Here is a 20,988-nt window from a genome sequence, read left to right as displayed (position 1 = left end):
ATTTTAAATGATAAAAAGGCACAAGACCTTATTCAAAGTTACTATTATTTCCGAAATAAGGCAAGTACACTTACCATTACGCAAGTACTTCGAGTAAACAAGACAGACTATTTGTTTTTTACCTCATTTAGATATTTGCTAATTTGACAAAGTCTTATTTAGTCTTAACACTTAACGGAATGAATCCTAAATATGTATACATTTGTTTTCAGTAATATTCAAAAATATGAATCGGAATTTCAAATATGTTGTTCTCGGAATTATAGTATCTCTCTCAATTGTTTTCATATGGCAACTTTATTGGCTCAGAGGTTTATATCATACAATAAAATCCGAGACTGAGCAAACTGTCATCGAATGTATTAATACAGCCAATCTGGAGGAAATTCAGTTTCGGATGGACAGCCTTGATAATAAACCCAAAGAAGGAAAGACAATTACTATAACACAAACTCTTTCAGACGATGATGATGACAATACGAAAAAGAATACCGAGAAAAAAGGCATAAAAAAGACAAAAAAAGTTGTCAACCAACAAAATGATACCACAACTACCGTTACGAAGGAGGAAGGTAATAATGCCCTAACAATCCAGCAATTGCAGAAAATCGCATTTTCTTTCACCGAAGCCATCCATCAGGCAATAGATACAGTTGTACCTGTCAACCTCAATAAGATAGACAGTATACTTGTATATAATTTCAACGCCAAGGGGATAAGATCCGATATATACAGTATAGAAATCATTGACCTAAATACAGACAGCATAAAACACCGTTTAGTCAATACCCCTGCAGCTTTAGCACGATCCGAATTTTACGACTTCAAATTTGACACGGAAAATAATACAGCATACCGCATCCACATAGAACCTCTGACAAAGACCATACTGATACAAATGTCGGGAATACTCGGTACAACCCTCTTGATTATTCTTATTCTGTGTTTTGCTTTCTGGTATCTGATACGAACAGTCATTCAGCAACGCACCCTCGAAGAAATGAAAGACGACTTTACCAATAATATGACACATGAGTTGAAAACCCCCATAGCAGTCGCTTATTCAGCAGCAGATGCCCTGCTCAATTTTAAACAAGGAGACGACAAAGAAAAAAGAACCCGTTATCTGACCATTTGCAAAGATCAATTAAGCGAGCTCAGTGCGTTGGTCGAACAAATATTATCAATGAGCATGGAACGGCGTAAAACATTTGTCCTTAACAAAGAAGATATACTGATCGAACCTCTTATACAAGTACTTATCGAACAACACAAACTAAAAGCCGGAAAAGAGGTAAATTTTGCAGTAAACATATCTCACGGAAATTTGAGTATCCATGCCGACCGCACCCATATCAACAATATAATGAGTAACCTGATAGACAATGCAATAAAATATTCCGATGGCAAAGTCGATATCACAATTACAGCAAAGGAAAACAATCGAAACTGTATTCTGACCATTTCAGACAATGGTATGGGCATTGTTCCCGAAAAGCAAAAATATATATTCGAGAAGTTTTACAGGGTAACATCAGGCAATCAATATACTGTCAAAGGATATGGACTGGGGCTTTTCTACGTAAAAACAATGGTCGAAAAACATCATGGAACAATCTCGGTAGAAAGCACTCCGGGAGCAGGTTCAACATTCACGATAATAATACCGACACAACTATGAAAACAAATAAAAATATAAAAGTATTATTGGTAGAAGACGAGCTTACACTGTCGATGATTATCAAAGACACTCTCGATGAAGAAGGCTTCGACGTCATTCAGGCAGAGACTGGCAAAAAAGGGCTAGAGTTATTCTTCAACACCAAACCAGACATTTTGGTTGCTGATGTAATGATGCCCGAAATGGACGGATTCGAAATGGTCAGCAAAATACGTAAAACCGATAAAACAACTCCTATTCTCTTTCTGACTGCCCGATCGGCAATAAAAGATGTGGTATCGGGCTTTGAACTCGGAGCAAGTGATTATCTCAAGAAACCATTCAATATGCAGGAACTCATTATCCGCATCAAAGTGCTGGTCAACAGAGCATATATCGAACAAAGCGAAAAAGAAAAAGAAACATTCGATATTGGTAATTATACTTTTGACTCTATCACGCAAAAGTTGATATGTGAAGGAAAAGAACAGGAATTATCGCATCGAGAGTCCGAAATCCTTAAACGACTATGCAGCAACATAAATGATGTAGTAAACACTCAAAACATCCTACTCGAACTTTGGGGCGATGACAGCTTCTTCAATACCAAAAGCCTGCATGTATTTATCACAAAACTAAGACACAAATTGTCTCTGGACAACCGTATACGCATTGTTAATGTGCGAGGAATCGGATACAAACTGATTGTCGAATAGAAAAAGGGTATCAAATAACATAGTTTTCCCATACCTTTTCCACTACCTTTTAGCACCCCTTTACCAGCAAAAAAGCCGCAACATCATAAGATATAGATATAGATATAGACAAGATATAAATAATAACTATAACTAAAGAAAACAGCCCTCAATTTAGAAATAATTTTATCTATACCTCAGAAAGCAGATACATCCGGCTATCAGATAAGCGCAATCAAATAACCCCGGAAAACTTCTGAGGACATACAACGTTGATCTCCGGTGGAAATCTGAGTGAACAGGCCGGCAATATAACATGATGTATCAATCGGATGAATGTACGGAAAGAGATCCTGCTTCTGATCTTTGACATTTTGAATAATAAAAAGAGCAGTCCGGGAAACCGAACTGCTCTTTACAATATTTTGATTTTCTGAGATATTACTCAACTTTGTCGAAATCGACTACCGTTTTGCGGTTAGCCATCACACGGTCGAAATCTTCCTTAGTACCCACAACGAGTTTTTCGAATTCTCTCTGACCTGTTCCGGCAGGAATCAAGTGTCCGCAGATTACGTTTTCTTTCAAACCTTCAAGTCGGTCAACTTTCGCATTGATAGCAGCGTCATTCAACACTTTCGTAGTTTCCTGGAACGATGCAGCCGACATAAAGCTGGTAGTTTGAAGTGCTGCACGTGTAATACCTTGTAAGATCTGGTTCGCTGTTGCAGGAATTGCATCACGAACTTCAACTGTACGAAGGTCACGGCGTTTCAACATAGAGTTTTCGTCACGAAGTTTACGTGCAGTAACAATCTGTCCGGGTTCGAATGTAGAAGAGTCTCCTGCATCTACAACCACTTTTTTACCCCAGATACGGTCGTTTTCTTCCATCACATCGTGTTTGTCAACTACCTGTTGTTCAAGGAAACGAGTATCTCCCGGATCAACCACTTCTACTTTACGCATCATTTGACGAACGATAACTTCGAAGTGCTTGTCGTTGATTTTCACACCTTGCAGACGGTAAACATCCTGTACTTCATTCACGATATATTCCTGTACTTCTGTCGGTCCTTTAATAGCAAGGATATCCGAAGGAGTAGTAGCACCGTCTGACAATGGCATACCGGCACGGATAAAGTCATTTTCCTGTACAAGGATTTGTTTCGAAAGCGGAACAAGATATTTCTTGGTTTCACCCAATTTGGATGTAACAATAACCTCTCTGTTACCACGTTTGATCTTACCGAACGATACCTCACCGTCTATTTCAGATACTACAGCAGGGTTAGATGGGTTACGAGCTTCAAACAACTCAGTCACACGAGGAAGACCTCCGGTGATATCACCCGCTTTACCTACCGCACGAGGAATCTTAACAAGAACATCTCCGGCTTTGATCATATCCTTATCTTCTTTGATAACGTGCGCACCCAACGGTAAACTGTATGTTTTAAGGATGTTGCCTTTATCGTCCAAGATATGAGCCTCAGGAGCTTTAGTCTTATCACGAGATTCGATAATGATCTTTTCTTTCAATCCGGTTTGTTCGTCCGACTCAACTTTATAAGTAACGTTTTCTATAACATTCTCGAATTGGATCTTACCTGTTGCTTCTGTAATGATAACCGCATTAAATGGGTCCCATTCACAGATAACATCACCTTTCTTCACAGCTGCTCCATCTTTGAAGTAGAGCTTAGAACCGTAAGGAATATTGTGAGTAAGCAATACAATCTTAGTGTTAGGATCTACGATACGAAGTTCAACAAGACGGCTTACAACCACCTGTATTTTCTTTCCTGCATCATCAACAGTTTCAACTACACGAAGGTCATCTAATTCAAGAATACCATCGTATTTAGTAATCACACTGTTTTCTGTAGCGATGTTCGAAGCGATACCACCGACGTGGAATGTACGAAGTGTAAGCTGTGTACCAGGCTCACCGATAGACTGTGCAGCGATAACTCCAACTGCCTCTCCTTTTTGAACCATACGTCCGGTAGCAAGGTTACGTCCGTAACACTTGGCACAAACACCTTTCTTAGATTCACAAGTAAGAACAGAACGGATTTCGACACGTTCGATTGGCGATTCCTGAATAATAGCCGCTGTATCTTCTGTTATCTGCTCACCTGCTTCCACGATAATTTCTCCTGTCAACGGATGTTGAATATCGTGTACTGAAACACGACCCAGGATACGTTCGTAAAGAGAAGCGATAACTTCTTCGTTATTTTTAAGTTCTGTACAAACAAGTCCGCGCAATGTACCACAGTCTTCTTCGTTGATGATCACATCTTGAGATACGTCAACAAGACGACGGGTAAGATATCCCGCATCGGCTGTTTTCAAAGCGGTATCGGCAAGACCTTTACGAGCACCGTGGGTAGAGATAAAGTACTCCAACACCGAAAGACCTTCCTTAAAGTTCGAAAGGATCGGGTTTTCGATAATCTGTGCTCCTTCTGCCCCACTCTTCTGAGGTTTAGCCATCAAACCACGCATACCTGACAACTGACGGATCTGTTCTTTCGAACCACGGGCTCCCGAGTCAAGCATCATATATACAGAGTTGAACCCTTTGTTGTCTTCCGAAAGTTGTTTCATCAAGATGTTTGACAACTTAGAGTTGACGTGAGTCCATGTATCGATAATCTGGTTATAACGTTCGTTATAAGTGATGAATCCCATATTATAGTTACCCATAATCTGTTCAACTTCATCATAACCCTGTTGTACCAGAGTTTCTTTTTCTGCAGGAATAATAACGTCTTCAAGGTTGAACGACAAACCTCCCTGGAATGCCATGCGGTAACCCAAGTTTTTGATGTCGTCAAGGAAGGCGGCTGTTTTAGCAACCCCTGCCAGTTTGATTACGTTACCGATAATATCACGAAGCGATTTCTTAGAAAGCACTTCATTGATAAATCCTACTTCGATAGGTGTATGTTCGTTAACGATTACACGTCCTACCGATGTTTCACGCATGATAGTTGCTACATTTCCGTTTTCGTCCAAGTCACGAACATATACTTTTATAAGAGCGTGGATATCCACTTTCTTTTCATTATATGCGATAATGGCTTCTTCGGGTCCGTAGAATGTAAGACCTTCACCTAATGCTCCGGGACGTATTTTTGTAATATAATACAGACCAAGTACCATGTCCTGAGAAGGAACGGTAATAGGCGCACCGTTGGCAGGGTTAAGGATATTATGTGAACCAAGCATCAACATCTGAGCTTCGAGGATAGCCTCGTTGCCAAGAGGTAAGTGAACCGCCATCTGGTCACCGTCGAAGTCGGCATTGAACGCCGTACAAGCAAGCGGGTGCAACTGGATAGCTTTACCCTCGATCATCTTAGGCTGAAATGCCTGAATACCTAAACGGTGAAGAGTCGGGGCACGGTTGAGCAATACAGGGTGTCCTTTCATTACATACTCAAGGATATCCCATACAACCGGTTCTTTGCGGTCTACAATCTTTTTAGCCGATTTAACAGTCTTAACGATACCGCGTTCGATCAGTTTACGGATAACGAATGGTTTGAACAGCTCAGCTGCCATATCTTTAGGGATACCACATTCGTGCATCTTCAACTCTGGACCAACGACAATTACCGAACGAGCTGAATAGTCGACACGTTTACCCAAAAGGTTTTGACGGAAACGTCCTTGTTTACCCTTCAAGCTATCAGACAAAGATTTAAGCGGACGATTAGATTCTGTTTTGATCGCACTCGATTTACGAGAGTTATCGAACAAAGAGTCTACAGCTTCCTGCAACATACGCTTTTCGTTACGCAAGATTACATCCGGAGCCTTAATATCGATCAAACGTTTCAAACGGTTATTACGAATGATAACACGACGATACAGGTCATTTAAGTCAGATGTAGCGAAACGACCTCCATCAAGAGGTACAAGCGGACGAAGTTCGGGTGGAATCACAGGTACGATTTTCACGATCATCCATTCAGGACGGTTTTTGCCTTTCGATCCACGGAATGCTTCCACAACCTGAAGTTGTTTCAACGCTTCGTTTTTACGTTGTTGCGAAGTATCTGTACTTGCTCTGTGACGAAGAGTGTTGGCCAATGAATCAAGATTCAATCTTGAAAGAAGGTCATACACAGCTTCTGCTCCCATTTTAGCGATAAACTTGTTAGGATCGCTATCGTCCAACAGTTGATTTTCTTTTGGGAGTGTATCTAAAATATTCAGATATTCTTCTTCTGTCAACAGGTCTTTGTAAGCAATACCATCTTCTTCTTTGATACCGGCTTGTATTACAACATAGCGTTCGTAATAAATAATAGTATCAAGCTTTTTGGTTGGTATTCCCAACAGATAACCCATTTTGTTTGGTAGAGAACGGAAATACCAGATATGAGCAACAGGCACTACCAAGTGGATGTGTCCTGTACGTTCACGTCTTACTTTCTTTTCGGTAACTTCCACACCGCATCGGTCGCAGACGATACCTTTGTAACGGATTCTTTTGTATTTACCGCAATGACATTCGTAGTCCTTTACCGGACCAAAAATGCGTTCACAGAAAAGACCATCACGTTCTGGTTTGTATGTACGGTAGTTGATAGTTTCGGGTTTCAAAACTTCACCGCTCGAGCTTTCGAGAATTTCTTCAGGAGAAGCCAGACTTACTGTGATTTTTGAAAAGCTACTCTTTACTTTACTATCTTTTCTAAAAGCCATATGTTTTCTTTATATAAAGAGTTATTGTAATTTATCAATATGATAATGAGATAATAACTGAATATTTTGAATGTGATAATATGCCAATGTCAGTAAAACGATTGGCACATTACCTCATTTTCTCATTATTTTAGTCGAGTGTAACACTTAGTCCCAAACCTTTCATCTCATGCAGCAATACATTCAATGATTCCGGGATACCGGCTTGTGGCATTGGTTCACCCTTCACTATCGCTTCGTAAGCTTTAGAACGACCCATCACATCATCGGATTTGATAGTCAGAATTTCTTGCAAGATGTGTGCTGCACCGAATGCTTCAAGTGCCCAAACCTCCATCTCTCCGAAACGTTGTCCCCCGAACTGAGCCTTACCTCCAAGAGGTTGTTGAGTGATAAGTGAATATGGCCCTATAGAACGCGCGTGCATTTTATCTTCAACCATGTGACCCAGTTTCAACATATAGATGATACCTACTGTTGCAGGCTGGTCAAATTGAACACCGGTTCCACCATCACACAGATAAGCTTTTCCGTAACGAGGTACACCTGCTTTGTCTGTCCATGAGTTCAGATCATCAAGACTGGCTCCGTCGAAAATAGGAGTAGCGAATTTCACACCAAGCTCACGTCCTGCCCAACCAAGAACAGTTTCGAAAATCTGCCCCAAGTTCATACGAGAAGGCACACCCAGCGGATTCAATACAATATCAACAGGAGTTCCATCGGGTAAGAACGGCATATCTTCCTGACGAACGATACGAGACACGATACCTTTGTTACCGTGACGTCCTGCCATCTTATCCCCTACCTGGATCTTACGTTTTTTAGCTACATACACTTTAGCTATCTGCACGATACCCGAAGGTAATTCATCACCGATAGTCAAATCAAAACGTTTACGTTTCAATTCTGCATCCAGCTCTTTATATTTACGAAGGTAATTAACGATAACATCTCTGATCAAATCATTTTTGTGGTCATCAGATGTCCACTTACTAACCTGAATAGATTCGAAATCGATGCTGTCAAGTGCCGATTTTGTAAATTTAGCACCTTTAGCTATTACATCCGTATTTAAATAGTCTTTTACACCTTGTGATGGCTTTCCATCAGTAAGTACCAATAGCTTTTCAACTAAAGTATGTTTTAGCTTAGCCATTTTTTCTTCGTACTCTTCATCCAACTTAGGCAATAAAGCTTTGCTCGAAAGTTTAGTTTTACCTTTCTTAGCTGCTTTAGAGAATAAGTTAGTGCCGATAACAACCCCTTTCAATGATGGAGAAGCTTTCAATGAAGCGTCTTTCACATCGCCGGCTTTGTCACCAAAGATAGCACGAAGCAGTTTTTCTTCGGGTGAAGGATCCGATTCTCCTTTCGGAGTGATCTTTCCGATAAGAATATCGCCGGGACCAACACGTGCTCCGATACGTACGATACCTCTTTCGTCAAGGTCTTTTGTGGCTTCTTCACTAACGTTAGGAATATCAGAAGTAAGCTCTTCTACCCCACGTTTAGTATCACGTACATCAAGAGAGAACTCTTCTACGTGAACAGAAGTCAACATGTCTTCACGAACTACTCGTTCATTCAATACAATCGCATCCTCATAGTTATATCCTTTCCATGGCATGAAGGCAACTTTCAGGTTTTTACCGATTGCCAATTCACCAGCTTCTGTAGAATAACCTTCAGTCAGAATTTCACCTTCAACTACACGTGCGCCTTTCTTACAAGTAGGACGCAAGTCGATAGTAGTATTCTGGTTAGTCTTTCTGAATTTAGGGATGTTATATGTTTTAATCGCACTGTCGAAGCTTACAAATTCTTCGTCATCAGTACGGTCATATTTAATCTTAATGGTGCTGGCATCGACATAAACAATTTCTCCTGCACCTTCGGCCACGATTTGTGTGCGTGAGTCCTGAATCAATTGTCCTTCGATACCTGTACCCACGATAGGAGACTCAGTACGCATCAACGGAACTGCCTGGCGCATCATATTAGATCCCATCAATGCACGGTTAGCATCATCATGTTCCAAGAAAGGAATTAATGAAGCTGCAATAGATGCAATCTGTGTTGGAGATACGTCCATCAATTCGAGCTCTTCTGGACCTACTACCGGATAGTCGGCATCCTGACGAGCTTTAACACGAGTGTTAATGAATGATCCGTCATCGTTCAGAGGTGCATTACCCTGAGCTATGATTTTATCTTCTTCTTCTTCGGCTGCCAGATATATGATACCGTTTTCCGACAAATCTACTTTGCTTTCTGTTACTTTACGATATGGAGTTTCGATAAATCCAAGATCGTTTATTTTTGCATATACACAAAGTGAAGATATCAGACCGATATTCGGACCTTCGGGTGTCTCAATCGGACATAAACGTCCGTAGTGAGTATAGTGTACGTCACGCACCTCGAAACCGGCTCTTTCACGAGAAAGACCACCAGGTCCAAGAGCAGACATACGGCGCTTGTGAGTAATCTCGGCCAAAGGATTGGTTTGATCCATGAACTGAGACAGAGCATTTGTTCCGAAGAAAGTATTCACAACAGATGATATTGTCTTCGCATTGATCAAGTCAATAGGCGTAAACACCTCATTGTCACGAACGTTCATACGCTCACGGATAATACGTGCCATACGGTTCAAACCTACACCGAATTGGTTGTAAAGCTGTTCGCCGACAGTACGTACACGTCTGTTACTCAAGTGGTCGATATCATCAACAATCGTTTTCGAGTTTATAAGCTCGATCAGATATTTGATGATTTCGATAATATCTTCTTTGGTCAATACACGAGTATCATCACTAGTGTGCAGACCTAGTTTTTTATTGATTCTAAAACGTCCTACTTCACCCAGATCGTAACGTTTTTCAGAGAAGAACAAACTGTTGATAACCTCGCGTGCGCTTGTATCATCGGCAGGTTCTGCACTACGCAACTGACGGTAGATGTGGCGAACCGCATCTATCTCTGAGTTACTGGGGTCTTTTTGAAGGGTATTATATATGATTGCAAAATCTGAAGCATTTTGCGAGCTTTTATGTAATAGTACAGATCCTACACCAGAGTCAATGATAGCATCGACATGGTCTTTCTCCAATACTGTTTCGCGTTCGATTATTACTTCATTACGTTCAATAGAAGTTACCTCACCGGTATCTTCGTCAACAAAATCTTCCATCCATGTCTTAAGGATACGTGCTGCAAGTCTGCGTCCCTCGATTTTTTTCAGATTCTGCTTGTTGACTTTAACCTCTTCAGCCAGATCAAAGATCTCAAGTATGTCTTTATCGCTTTCGAAGCCTATAGCTCTAAGCAATGTTGTTACAGGTAATTTCTTCTTTCTGTCGATGTATGCATACATGACATTGTTTATATCCGTAGCGAACTCAATCCACGATCCTTTGAACGGGATGATACGCGCCGAATACAATTTGCTACCGTTGGCATGTACACTTTGTCCAAAGAACACACCCGGTGAACGGTGCAGCTGAGATACCACTACGCGTTCTGCCCCATTAATGACAAATGTACCTTTCTCTGTCATATATGGAATAAGCCCAAGATAAACATCCTGGATCACTGTATCGAAGTCCTCGTGATCGGGATCGGTACAGTACAGTTTAAGTTTTGCCTTGAGAGGCACACTGTAAGTAAGACCTCTTTCGATACACTCTTCGATAGTATAACGAGGAGGGTCGATGTAGTAGTCCAAAAACTCTAATACAAAGTTGTTACGTGTGTCTGCGATCGGAAAATTCTCAGCAAAAACTTTATATAAGCCTTCTTTCTTTCTCTTTTCAGGAGGTGTATCAAGCTGTAAAAAGTCTCTAAACGACTTTAATTGTACTTCAAGAAAATCTGGATAATGCAGCGGATTTTTTATTGAAGCAAAGTTGACTCTTTGATTTGTTGTTGGTGAAGACATGGAATACTCTATTTTTTTGAACTAATTACTTTTGACGCAAAAAGGTCAAGAACCTCCTCCTATTAGAAGGTTCTCAACCAACATCCTGATAAACAGGATTTTCTTGTTTTATTTAAGTTCAATTTCAGCTCCAGCTTCTTCCAATTGTTTTTTCAATGCTTCAGCTTCGTCTTTAGATACGCCTTTCTTAAGGTCAGATGGTGCAGCATCTACAATATCTTTAGCTTCTTTCAAACCTAAACCTGTAAGTTCTTTAACAGCTTTTACAACTTGAAGTTTGTTAGCACCTGCTGATTTAAGAACAACATCGAAAGATGTTTTTTCTTCTTCTGCAGCAGCACCGGCAGCAGCAGGAGCAGCAACAGCTACAGCAGCAGCAGCTGGTTCGATTCCGTATTCTGATTTAAGAACTTCAGCAAGTTCGCTAACTTCTTTAACTGTCAAATTTACTAGTTGTTCAGCAATAGCTTTTACGTCTGCCATTTTTTTGTATGTATTAAAATTGTTATTACTTCTTTTATTAAAAAATTATCTGTTAGATAGAGTCTCAAGTACTCCATGAATGGTGTTACCACCAGATTGTAGAGCCGATACAACGTTCTTGATAGGAGATTGTAACAATCCGATAACATCTCCAAGAAGTTCTTCTTTGCTCTTGATATTTACTAATGCTTTCAAGTTATCTTTTCCTATATAGAAGCTTTCTTGTACGTAAGCAGCTTTCAATGCAGGAATACCTTCTTTGCTATATTTATCTAATAATTTAGCAGGTGCATTAGCAGTATTAGTAAACATGATAGCAGTATTTCCTTTAAGAGTTGGGATCAACTCTGTAAAGTCTGTATCTAATGATTCTAATGCTTTTTGCAACAAGGTGTTTTTTACAACCATCAGCTTAATATCGCTCTTGTAGCATTCTGCTCTTAGTTCGCTAGTTTTAGCAGCATTAAGAGTCGAAACATCTGTCAAGTAGAAGAAATCATATTCTTTTACCGTTTCAGCGATAGTACTTATAATAGTGCTTTTATCTTCCTTTCTCATAATTCCGTAGTTTTAATTAGTTTTCGTCTACTGATTTAGGGTCGATTTTAATACCCGGACTCATAGTACTTGAAAGAAATACACTCTTCACATAGGTACCTTTTGCTGAAGAAGGTTTCAATTTGATAAGCGTATTGATAAATTCTTTCGCATTATCTTTGATCTGATCAGCAGAAAATGATACTTTACCGATAGATGCATGGATAATACCTGTTTTGTCTACTTTGAAGTCGATTTTACCAGATTTCACTTCTGTCACGGCTTTAGCAACATCAACAGTTACAGTACCACTTTTAGGGTTAGGCATAAGACCGCGAGGTCCTAGAACACGTCCCAAAGCACCGATTTTACCCATGATAGCAGGTTGTGTGATGATCACATCGATATCAGTCCAACCACCTTTTATTTTTTCGATATATTCGTCCAAACCTACGTAGTCTGCTCCAGCTTCTTTAGCTGCAGCTTCAGCGTCAGGTGCACATAATACAAGAACTCTCACTTGCTTTCCTGTTCCGTGTGGCAGAGATACAACACCTCTCACCATTTGGTTAGCTTTACGAGGATCAACACCAAGACGTACATCTACGTCTACAGATGCATCAAATTTCGAAGAAGTAATATCTTTTACAAGTTGTGATGCGTCTGTCAGTGAATAAGATTTCCCTGCTTCAATTTTGCTGAAAGCTAACTTTTGATTTTTTGTCAGTTTACCCATTTCTCAATTGAAGTTAATTAATTATTATTTGGGAAAGCCCCTTTTACTGTGATCCCCATGCTACGAGCTGTTCCGGCAACCATCTTCATTGCTGATTCGACTGTGAAACAGTTCAAATCGTTCATTTTATCTTCTGCGATAACGCGAACTTGTTCCCAAGTTATTTCAGATACTTTTTTACGATTTGGCTCTGCAGATCCGCTTTTAAGCTTTGTGATCTCAAGAAGTTGTACTGCTACAGGAGGGTTTTTGATTATAAAGTCAAAAGATTTATCTGCATAGTAAGTAATTACTACTGGAAGAATCTTTCCTGCTTTGTCTTGAGTTCTGGCATTAAATTGCTTGCAAAAATCCATAATATTGATCCCTTTAGAACCTAAAGCAGGTCCTACGGGAGGTGATGGATTTGCTGCACCGCCTTTAATTTGTAATTTCAATTGTCCAGCAATTTCTTTAGCCATTTTTGTTTTAAATTTTTAGTTTTTGTTTAAAACTGGTAGATAGAGCAATAAATAATTATGCGTAACCAAATATATTTATTGTTCTTTTTCGACTTGCATGTAATTCAATTCGAGCGGAGTTTTCCGTCCGAATATCTTTACCATCACTTTGAGTTTCTTTTTCTCGGCATTTACCTCTTCGATAATACCGGAGAATCCGTTGAATGGTCCGTTGGTTACCTTTACGGTTTCACCAACAATGTACTGAACATCCATTTCTTCTGTCTGCTCTTCCAACTCATCCATTGTTCCCAAAATGCGGTTAACCTCAGATTGTCGCAATGGTTGTGGATTGGCTGCATCGGGAAGAAACCCTGCAACATAATTAATGTTGCGCAGTTCGTGCACAACTTCCCCGACCAAAGCTGCTTCTATCAGAATATAACCAGGAAGATACGCTTTTTCTTTAAGCACCTTCTTTCCGTTACGCATGATATAAGTTTTCTCGGTAGGGATAAGAACTTGAGAGATGTATTTTCCTAACTCGGTCTTCTTCATCTCTGCCTCAAGATATTCTTTGACCTTATTTTCTTTTCCACTAACAGCACGTAGTACGTACCATTTCTTTTCGATTTCAGTCATTTTAACAAATTGAGGAGATTAAACAATGCCGTAGAAATACTTCAAGCCCCATTCAAACAACGAGTCTACACCAAACACAACTAATGCCATGATAAAGGAAGCAACCATGACAACTAGCGCACTACTGGTAAGTTCGGCCCTGGTAGGCCAAGAAACCTTGTGTACAAGTTCGTTATATGAATCTTTTATGTATTGAATTATTTTTTTCATTATCCAAATGAGATTTGCACGGGTTGAGAGACTCGAACTCCCGACACCTGGTTTTGGAGACCAGTGCTCTACCAACTGAGCTAAACCCGTAGATTAAGCCGGCAATATTTCAGCCGGCTAGGCTTTATATCTTAGATAATAAAAATTATTCTACGATTTCTGTGATCTGACCAGCACCTACTGTACGTCCACCTTCACGGATAGCGAAACGTAAACCTACGCTACATGCTACTGGATAGATAAGTTCTACAGTAATTGTCAAGTTATCACCAGGCATTACCATATCTGTTCCTTCTGGAAGAGAGATTTCACCTGTTACGTCCAATGTACGGATATAGAACTGAGGACGATATTTGTTGTGGAATGGAGTGTGACGACCACCTTCTTCTTTCTTAAGGATATAAACCTCAGCTTTGAATTTAGTGTGAGGTGTTACTTTTCCTGGGTGAGTGATCACCATACCACGTTTGATTTCTTCTTTATCAACACCACGAAGTAGAAGACCTACGTTGTCACCAGCTTGACCTTCGTCAAGAATCTTACGGAACATTTCAACTCCTGTAACAACTGATTTTTTACCTTCTGATCCAAGACCAATGATCTGAACTTCTTCACCTGTTTTGATGATACCAGTTTCGATACGTCCTGTTGCTACTGTACCACGACCGGTGATCGAGAATACGTCTTCAACTGGCATAAGGAATGGTTTATCAACATCACGTGGAGGAAGTGGAATCCATGTATCAACAGCATTCATAAGTTCCATTACCTGACTTACCCAAGGTTCAACACCGTTTAGTGCTCCTAGAGCTGATCCACGGATAACTGGAGTATTGTCACCGTCGAATTCGTAGAATGAAAGAAGTTCTCTCATTTCCAATTCAACTAGTTCTAACATTTCTTCGTCTTCAACGATATCGCATTTGTTCATGAAAACAACTAGACGAGGAACGTTTACCTGACGAGCTAGAAGGATGTGCTCACGAGTTTGAGGCATAGGACCATCAGTTGCAGCAACTACGATGATAGCACCGTCCATTTGAGCTGCTCCAGTAACCATGTTCTTTACGTAGTCAGCGTGACCTGGACAGTCAACGTGAGCGTAGTGACGGTTAGCTGTTTGATATTCTACGTGAGATGTATTGATTGTGATACCACGTTCTTTTTCTTCAGGAGCGTTATCGATTTGATCAAAAGATTTAGCTTCAGAAAGACCTGCGTCTGCCAATACTTTTGTGATGGCAGCAGTAAGAGTAGTTTTACCGTGGTCTACGTGACCGATTGTACCGATATTTACGTGTGGTTTCGACCGGTTAAAATGTTCTTTTGCCATAATAAAATGTACTTATTAATTAATGATTGCTTATTTATTTTTTCCGTTTATCAGGATGCTACTGCATCTCAAAAAAAACTCTAGCCTCTACGCAAATTGCTTATCGGCAATCTTTGAGCCCATGACGGGACTTGAACCCGTGACCTCTTCCTTACCAAGGAAGTGCTCTACCACTGAGCTACATTGGCGAACAGAGCGGAAGACGGGGTTCAAACCCGCGACCCTCAGCTTGGAAGGCTGATGCTCTATCAACTGAGCTACTTCCGCAAAGAGTGGGCAGTGATGGATTCGAACCACCGTAAGCTTACGCTATCTGAGTTACAGTCAGACCCATTTGGCCACTCTGGTAACTGCCCATTTTCTCTTTACAAACAGATTTTAATCTGTTTATTTTTTTGAGCCTCTTGTCGGATTCGAACCAACGACCCCGAGATTACAAATCACGTGCTCTGGCCAGCTGAGCTAAAGAGGCATCTTTCAATATTTCATTGTTACAGAGAACAAAGCGCTGTTTCGACTTTGTAATTTGTGCGAAACGGCGACAAAAATAGATATTATTTTTTATAATCGCAACAGTTCTGCAAATTTATTTTTCTTCGCAGCGACATTTTAGCGGATATCGCATTTTTGGTTGTACAAAGAAAGGTATAATAGTTTAGATATACCACTAAAAAAGGCTGAATTTTTAAAATACCGGCCTCTTTAATCTTCAAAAAAACTGCCGGACATTTTTCTTGTCCGGCAGCCCTATTTATATTGTTACTTATTAGCTCTTTGCTTTTTCTTTATATTTTACCAATTGTTTTTCGAGAGCTTCGGTACATATATCTATTGCTTCTTCGAAACTTTCGGCCACCTTACTCGCAAACAGGTCGTCGTTTTTCACATTCAATTTAATTGAAGCCTCTTTATTCATCTTTGTCTCAGGTTTCACCACCTTCAGTATCACTTCGGCTGTTAATATATCGTCTGAATATTTTTCTAGTTTAGTTACTTTCTTTTGGATAAACTCTTTCAGTTTGTCAGTTGCATCAAAGTGCAGCGATTGAATGTTAATGTTCATGATAAATTCCTCCTTTATTATTGGTTGTTTACACTTATGCTCGAGGATGAGCTTTATTATAAATTTTCTTTAGTTCATCAAACGATGTATGTGTATAAATCTCTGTCGAAGCTAAGCTCGAATGCCCCAGCAATTCCTTCACTGCATTTATATCCGCCCCGTTATTTAGCATTCCTGTCGCAAACGAATGCCTCAATACGTGAGGGCTTGCCTTGGTCAAAGTCGGTATCCACCTGAGATGGCTTGTCACCACACGATGCACCAGCATTGGATATATGGGTTCTCCGTCTTTTCTAACAAAGAAAGTCTCGGTTTGGTTCTCAAATATTTCGCATCTAACCTCCAGATATCGCTCCAACAGCTCGATTGTCCGCTTACTGATGGGGATAATGCGCTGTTTATTACGCTTTCCGGTAACCCGGATGTTTCCTGCAAAAAAATCGATATCAACATCTTTTAACCCAATCAGCTCTGCTCGCCGCATACCGGTTACATAGAACAGTTCTAGAATAACTTTATCTCTAAACGCTTCATAATCGTCATCAGGAACATCAATATCGAGTACTTTCTCCATATCGTTGTAATTAATAAACGAAGGAATTGGCTTTTTTGCCTTGGGTCCCGCAATCCTTTTCATCGGATTGGATGTTATTTCCCCCATACGTTGCAGATAACGGTAAAACGATTTCAAAGAACTCAGTTTCCGGTTTACAGAACGGGCTGTATTTTTATGCCCCATCAACGACATAATCCATGCCCTGACAATATCTCCATCAACGGTTTCCAAAGCATATTCAGGATAATTACGTTCGAGATAATCCGCAAACTGCATCAGGTCTGTAGAATAAGAAATCTCCGTATGCGAAGAGTAATTCTTCTCATAACGGAGATAGCTTATATATTTTTCCACAATCGTCATACCCTATATTACTTTGGTTGATGACGAAGTTAGGAAAACACTGTTACAAATACAAATTTAATTATTCTTCTGTTTGTTGAAGTTTTTGTACATAAACAGCATGTATTTTTTGCTTTCTATTTGTGATTGAAGGTTTTTCGAAAGCTTGACGACGACGTAATTCTTTTACAACGCCTGTTTTTTCAAATTTTCTTTTGAATTTTTTTAATGCTTTTTCGATGTTTTCACCTTCTTTAATTGGAACTACTATCATGATTTTTTGTTTTAATTCGTTTTTTATAAATGAAATTTGTTTTGATTAGCTGTGAATCTGCATATAATGCAAATCACATTTCCTACACACACCTTAGTATATGTAAGAACGGTTATAACTTTATATATGTCTATTTAAGTTTTAATCAAAACCTCCCTTCATTTTCGGAGTGCAAAGATATAATTTTCAGCTATAAAAACAAAATTTCGATATAAATAAAATTGCACAGTTCGACACGCCGATACAGAACCAAAATCAATCGGAGGTTTTTTTATCAATAATATCACAACCGACTCCAGATACGCATAAAGCTTGTCTGTTAAATTTATTAACCAGTCGGCGTTTTTTTTATGATTTATTTATTATTAAATATAAAATATCTTACCTTTGTTACATATTTATATACTATAAGTGATTATTATGTGGAGTTATTTCTCCCTGTTGAGTTGTTTTTTGTTATTAGGCATTTGCCTTTGCGCTGCTTGTGAGAAGCATTTTCTCATGAGAAACCTGTATCGACGAAAATTCTATCTCGTCTTAACCTGAATCTAATGAGTTGCTTATGGTCACATATAAATATTCAAACGGGTAAAGAACACACACTTTCTTTACACCGCAATCTGACCAGAACAAAATCATCACATTATTTAATATTTAAACTATCTGAAATTATCATGAGGAGAAAACTATCTTTTCTGCTTTTTGCTGTTTTATTTTGTTCAATTTCAGCCTTTGCCCAAACAACGATCAAGGGTAAGATAATTGACAAAGACACTAAAGAACCACTAATCGGAGTATCTGTATTTTCTGAAGTGGCTAAAACCGGAACATCAACTGATCTTGACGGATCTTTCATCATCAAGGTTACATCAGTATCCGGCAAACTAGACATTACTTATGTCGGATACAAGAGCATGAAACTTGATGCTGCCGCCGATTTAGGTACAATAGAAATGGAAAGTGATGCGATCGGACTTAAAGATGTGGTAGTTACATCATCCATCGCTATCAGACGTAAAACACCGGTAGCAATTTCGGTTATCGAACCCGAAATGCTCGAAACCAAATTAAGTTCTCAGGAATTCCCTGAAATATTAAAATCGACTCCCGGGGTATATGCCACCAAACAAGGGGGAGGATACGGAGATTCTCGTATAGCTCTTCGTGGATTCCAATCTGCAAACATAGCAGTTATGGTGAATGGCGTTCCGGTCAACGACATGGAATGGGGTGGAGTTTACTGGTCTAACTGGGCAGGTCTGTCGGAAGTAACTCGCTCAATGCAGGTACAACGCGGACTTGGTGCATCTAAAGTAGCTGCTCCGTCTGTTGGGGGTACAATTAATATTGTAACCAAATCGACAGACACAACCAAAGGAGGTTTCGTTTCTTACGGACTAGGTAATGACAATTACAATAAATTAGCATTTAGTGTATCGACTGGACTTTCAAAAAGTGGTTGGGCCATGACCTTACTTGGCTCTAAAAACTGGGGAGACGGATACGTTATGGGTACTGAATTCGAAGCTTACACTTGGTTCGTCAATATCTCTAAGATAATCAACGATAACCACCAATTGTCATTCACAGCTTTCGGGTCACCTCAATGGCACAACCAACGTTATAATAGCGACTATCTTACAATAAAAGAATGGGCGCAACAAAAAGATGGATATAAATTTAATCCTACTTACGGATTTGGACCACAAGGAGAACGTATTAATTCAAACCGTAACCGCTATAATAAGCCTCAGATATCGTTGAATCACTATTGGACAATCAACGATAAATCAAGCTTATCAAATGTTGCATACGTATCCATCGGTGATGGAGCCGGACGTGCTTGGCGTGGTTCTAATTACAATGGTCTATATGGAACCGACTCTTCAAATGGACACCTAAACCTGGGCTATAGAAGTACAACAGGTTATAGAGATTATACTGATTTATTCAACAGCAACAAGGCGAGAGATAATGGTTCAGAAGCTATTTTGACCGAATCGCGTAACAATCATTTTTGGGCTGGACTTCTTTCTACTTATACTACTAAACTAAGTGATAACATCGACTTCTACGGAGGTATTGATGTTCGTTACTATGCAGGTCTTCATGATAGTAAAATTGTAGACTTGATGGGTGGTGATTTTTATATCGATCCACAACGCGCTAACATAAAAGATCAAAATTGGCCAAATTTGTCCAATGATTATAAAAACCAAAAATTAAAAGTTGGTGATATTGTATACCGTGACAATACAGGGTATGTTTCTCAAAACGGGGTATTCGCGCAAGCCGAATACAATAAAGATGCCTTAAGTGTATTCATCTCGGGAGCAGCATCAGGAAGTACTTACTGGAAAAAAGATCGTTACTATTATAGTAAGGAAAATCAGAAATCAGATTCTAAAACATTCTTAGGATTCAATGTTAAAGGTGGAGCTAATTATAATCTGACAGAAGAACACAATGTATTCTTTAATACAGGGTATATTTCTCGAGCTCCATTTATGAGCGGTGGGTACTTTACCAATATCCACACAAGCAATTCTGTTAATAAAGATGCAATCAACGAAAAACTGTTTTCTGCTGAAGTTGGATATGGATACCGTTCGAAATATTTATCAGCAAACCTGAATGTATATTACACTAAGTGGATGAATAAAACTATGGTTTCGACTTTAGGCAACGACCTTAATTCATTCGTAAATATGAGTGGTATAAATGCCCGTCACCAAGGTATTGAACTTGACTTTGTAGCAAAACCAATCCGCAATCTCGAAATCACAGGTATGCTTTCATTAGGAGACTGGATCTGGGACAGCAAAGCTACCGGATATGCTTATATGAGTACAGGTCAAGCAACCAATGATGGCAACACCCCCTTGGCGGATGGAGAAGAGCACAAATCGTTCTTTGTGGATATGAAAGGTGTACGTGTAGGAAACTCAGCTCAAACAACATTTGCCTTAGGTGCAAGTTATAAGATATTTGACGAAAAGCTTACTCTAGGACTCGATTATACACACTTTGCAAACAACTACGCCGATTTTAAAATAACAATGCCCAACGCCGGAGGAACATATAAATATTACAGTCCTTGGAAAATTCCTAGTGCAGGTCAACTTGATGCCAGAGTAAATTATAAGTTCAAAATCGGAACGCTAGATGCTGCACTTACCGGTAATGTAAATAATGTCCTAAACCAAGAATACATTACAGATGCAATGGACTACAATGCTCGTACTGAAGGTGGTAGCAGCTGGGAAAATGTAGGTGTTTTGTATGCTTTCGGTCGTACTTATACCGCATCATTGAAAGTAAAATTCTAACCTAAATAAGATTTTTATAA

At 39.5% G+C, this 20,988-nt stretch carries 15 protein-coding genes and 5 tRNA genes; 3 read left to right on the top strand and 17 right to left on the bottom strand.

Translation table 11 applies throughout. The features are described from left to right. Positions 1-226: 226 nt before the first annotated feature. Positions 227-1,681 carry a sensor histidine kinase gene (locus K322_RS0108260; RefSeq protein ID WP_026626464.1) on the top strand — a complete coding sequence of 485 codons (1,455 nt, stop codon included), beginning with the start codon at positions 227-229 and terminating at the stop codon, positions 1,679-1,681. Further along, complete coding sequence (locus K322_RS0108255) at positions 1,678-2,376, top strand: response regulator transcription factor (RefSeq protein ID WP_026626463.1); 699 nt, start codon at positions 1,678-1,680, stop codon at positions 2,374-2,376. The genes K322_RS0108260 and K322_RS0108255 overlap by 4 nt, the downstream gene beginning before the upstream one ends. Before the next feature lie 420 nt (positions 2,377-2,796). Here the strand turns inward: K322_RS0108255 and rpoC are convergent, their stop codons facing one another. The 17 genes from rpoC to rpsU form a co-directional block, all read right to left on the bottom strand. After that, a complete protein-coding gene (rpoC, locus tag K322_RS0108245; protein WP_026626461.1) occupies positions 2,797-7,080 on the bottom strand; it encodes a DNA-directed RNA polymerase subunit beta' in 4,284 nt (1,427 codons plus the stop codon). 130 nt (positions 7,081-7,210) lie between these two features. Continuing rightward, positions 7,211-11,023, bottom strand: a complete 3,813-nt coding sequence (rpoB, locus tag K322_RS0108240) for a DNA-directed RNA polymerase subunit beta (protein ID WP_026626460.1) — start codon at positions 11,021-11,023, stop codon at positions 7,211-7,213. A gap of 108 nt (positions 11,024-11,131) precedes the next feature. Further along, a complete protein-coding gene (gene rplL, locus K322_RS0108235) occupies positions 11,132-11,506 on the bottom strand; it encodes a 50S ribosomal protein L7/L12 (RefSeq protein WP_026626459.1) in 375 nt (124 codons plus the stop codon). Between the two features lie 45 nt (positions 11,507-11,551). Further along, positions 11,552-12,064: a 50S ribosomal protein L10 gene (gene rplJ, locus K322_RS0108230; protein ID WP_026626458.1), complete on the bottom strand. Its 513-nt coding sequence runs from the start codon at positions 12,062-12,064 to the stop codon at positions 11,552-11,554. A gap of 16 nt (positions 12,065-12,080) precedes the next feature. Next, positions 12,081-12,779: a 50S ribosomal protein L1 gene (rplA, locus tag K322_RS0108225; protein ID WP_026626457.1), complete on the bottom strand. Its 699-nt coding sequence runs from the start codon at positions 12,777-12,779 to the stop codon at positions 12,081-12,083. Between the two features lie 17 nt (positions 12,780-12,796). Beyond that, entirely contained in the window at positions 12,797-13,240 is a 444-nt protein-coding gene (gene rplK, locus K322_RS0108220) for a 50S ribosomal protein L11 (protein WP_026626456.1), read from the bottom strand. Between the two features lie 75 nt (positions 13,241-13,315). Next, positions 13,316-13,861, bottom strand: a complete 546-nt coding sequence (nusG, locus tag K322_RS0108215) for a transcription termination/antitermination protein NusG (protein ID WP_026626455.1) — start codon at positions 13,859-13,861, stop codon at positions 13,316-13,318. A gap of 18 nt (positions 13,862-13,879) precedes the next feature. Continuing rightward, positions 13,880-14,071, bottom strand: coding sequence for a preprotein translocase subunit SecE (secE, locus tag K322_RS21340; protein WP_026626454.1), 192 nt, complete (start codon positions 14,069-14,071; stop codon positions 13,880-13,882). 17 nt (positions 14,072-14,088) lie between these two features. Next, positions 14,089-14,161, bottom strand: a tRNA-Trp gene (locus K322_RS0108205). Positions 14,162-14,216: 55 nt separating this feature from the next. Continuing rightward, positions 14,217-15,404 (bottom strand): elongation factor Tu, encoded by a 1,188-nt coding sequence (gene tuf / locus K322_RS0108200; RefSeq protein WP_026626453.1) that lies wholly within the window; start codon positions 15,402-15,404, stop codon positions 14,217-14,219. Between the two features lie 116 nt (positions 15,405-15,520). After that, positions 15,521-15,592 (bottom strand) — tRNA-Thr (locus K322_RS0108195). Between the two features lie 6 nt (positions 15,593-15,598). After that, a tRNA-Gly gene (locus K322_RS0108190) sits at positions 15,599-15,671 on the bottom strand. Positions 15,672-15,677: 6 nt separating this feature from the next. Continuing rightward, positions 15,678-15,760: transfer RNA gene (locus K322_RS0108185), tRNA-Tyr, on the bottom strand. 42 nt (positions 15,761-15,802) lie between these two features. After that, a tRNA-Thr gene (locus K322_RS0108180) sits at positions 15,803-15,876 on the bottom strand. Between the two features lie 294 nt (positions 15,877-16,170). Then, complete coding sequence (gene hpf, locus K322_RS0108175) at positions 16,171-16,467, bottom strand: ribosome hibernation-promoting factor, HPF/YfiA family (protein ID WP_026626452.1); 297 nt, start codon at positions 16,465-16,467, stop codon at positions 16,171-16,173. Positions 16,468-16,501: 34 nt separating this feature from the next. After that, positions 16,502-17,386, bottom strand: coding sequence for a tyrosine-type recombinase/integrase (locus K322_RS0108170; protein ID WP_026626451.1), 885 nt, complete (start codon positions 17,384-17,386; stop codon positions 16,502-16,504). A 61-nt stretch (positions 17,387-17,447) separates the two neighbouring features. Further along, positions 17,448-17,639 carry a 30S ribosomal protein S21 gene (rpsU, locus tag K322_RS0108165; protein ID WP_026626450.1) on the bottom strand — a complete coding sequence of 64 codons (192 nt, stop codon included), beginning with the start codon at positions 17,637-17,639 and terminating at the stop codon, positions 17,448-17,450. A gap of 674 nt (positions 17,640-18,313) precedes the next feature. On the opposite strand from rpsU, the gene K322_RS0108160 reads away from it, so the two are divergent. Further along, a complete protein-coding gene (locus K322_RS0108160) occupies positions 18,314-20,968 on the top strand; it encodes a TonB-dependent receptor (RefSeq protein WP_026626449.1) in 2,655 nt (884 codons plus the stop codon). Positions 20,969-20,988 lie beyond the last annotated feature (20 nt).

Source organism: Indolivaga capnocytophagoides DSM 22835 (genome assembly GCF_000426485.1).
Lineage (GTDB): Bacteria > Bacteroidota > Bacteroidia > Bacteroidales > Dysgonomonadaceae > Dysgonomonas_A > Dysgonomonas_A capnocytophagoides.
The sequence above is the reverse complement of the archived record's forward strand: the minus strand, read 5'-3'. Positions and strand labels throughout refer to the sequence as shown.

What these genes read in the sequence shown, in the direction of transcription:
- rplL (WP_026626459.1), bottom strand. Translation starts at nt 11,506, where the DNA reads ATGGCAGACGTAAAAGCTATTGCTGAACAACTAGTAAATTTGACAGTT.
- K322_RS0108260 (WP_026626464.1), top strand. Translation starts at nt 227, where the DNA reads ATGAATCGGAATTTCAAATATGTTGTTCTCGGAATTATAGTATCTCTC.
- nusG (WP_026626455.1), bottom strand. Translation starts at nt 13,861, where the DNA reads ATGACTGAAATCGAAAAGAAATGGTACGTACTACGTGCTGTTAGTGGA.
- rpsU (WP_026626450.1), bottom strand. Translation starts at nt 17,639, where the DNA reads ATGATAGTAGTTCCAATTAAAGAAGGTGAAAACATCGAAAAAGCATTA.
- rplJ (WP_026626458.1), bottom strand. Translation starts at nt 12,064, where the DNA reads ATGAGAAAGGAAGATAAAAGCACTATTATAAGTACTATCGCTGAAACG.
- rpoB (WP_026626460.1), bottom strand. Translation starts at nt 11,023, where the DNA reads ATGTCTTCACCAACAACAAATCAAAGAGTCAACTTTGCTTCAATAAAA.
- hpf (WP_026626452.1), bottom strand. Translation starts at nt 16,467, where the DNA reads ATGAACATTAACATTCAATCGCTGCACTTTGATGCAACTGACAAACTG.
- K322_RS0108255 (WP_026626463.1), top strand. Translation starts at nt 1,678, where the DNA reads ATGAAAACAAATAAAAATATAAAAGTATTATTGGTAGAAGACGAGCTT.
- rplK (WP_026626456.1), bottom strand. Translation starts at nt 13,240, where the DNA reads ATGGCTAAAGAAATTGCTGGACAATTGAAATTACAAATTAAAGGCGGT.
- K322_RS0108170 (WP_026626451.1), bottom strand. Translation starts at nt 17,386, where the DNA reads ATGACGATTGTGGAAAAATATATAAGCTATCTCCGTTATGAGAAGAAT.
- secE (WP_026626454.1), bottom strand. Translation starts at nt 14,071, where the DNA reads ATGAAAAAAATAATTCAATACATAAAAGATTCATATAACGAACTTGTA.
- tuf (WP_026626453.1), bottom strand. Translation starts at nt 15,404, where the DNA reads ATGGCAAAAGAACATTTTAACCGGTCGAAACCACACGTAAATATCGGT.
- rplA (WP_026626457.1), bottom strand. Translation starts at nt 12,779, where the DNA reads ATGGGTAAACTGACAAAAAATCAAAAGTTAGCTTTCAGCAAAATTGAA.
- rpoC (WP_026626461.1), bottom strand. Translation starts at nt 7,080, where the DNA reads ATGGCTTTTAGAAAAGATAGTAAAGTAAAGAGTAGCTTTTCAAAAATC.
- K322_RS0108160 (WP_026626449.1), top strand. Translation starts at nt 18,314, where the DNA reads ATGAGGAGAAAACTATCTTTTCTGCTTTTTGCTGTTTTATTTTGTTCA.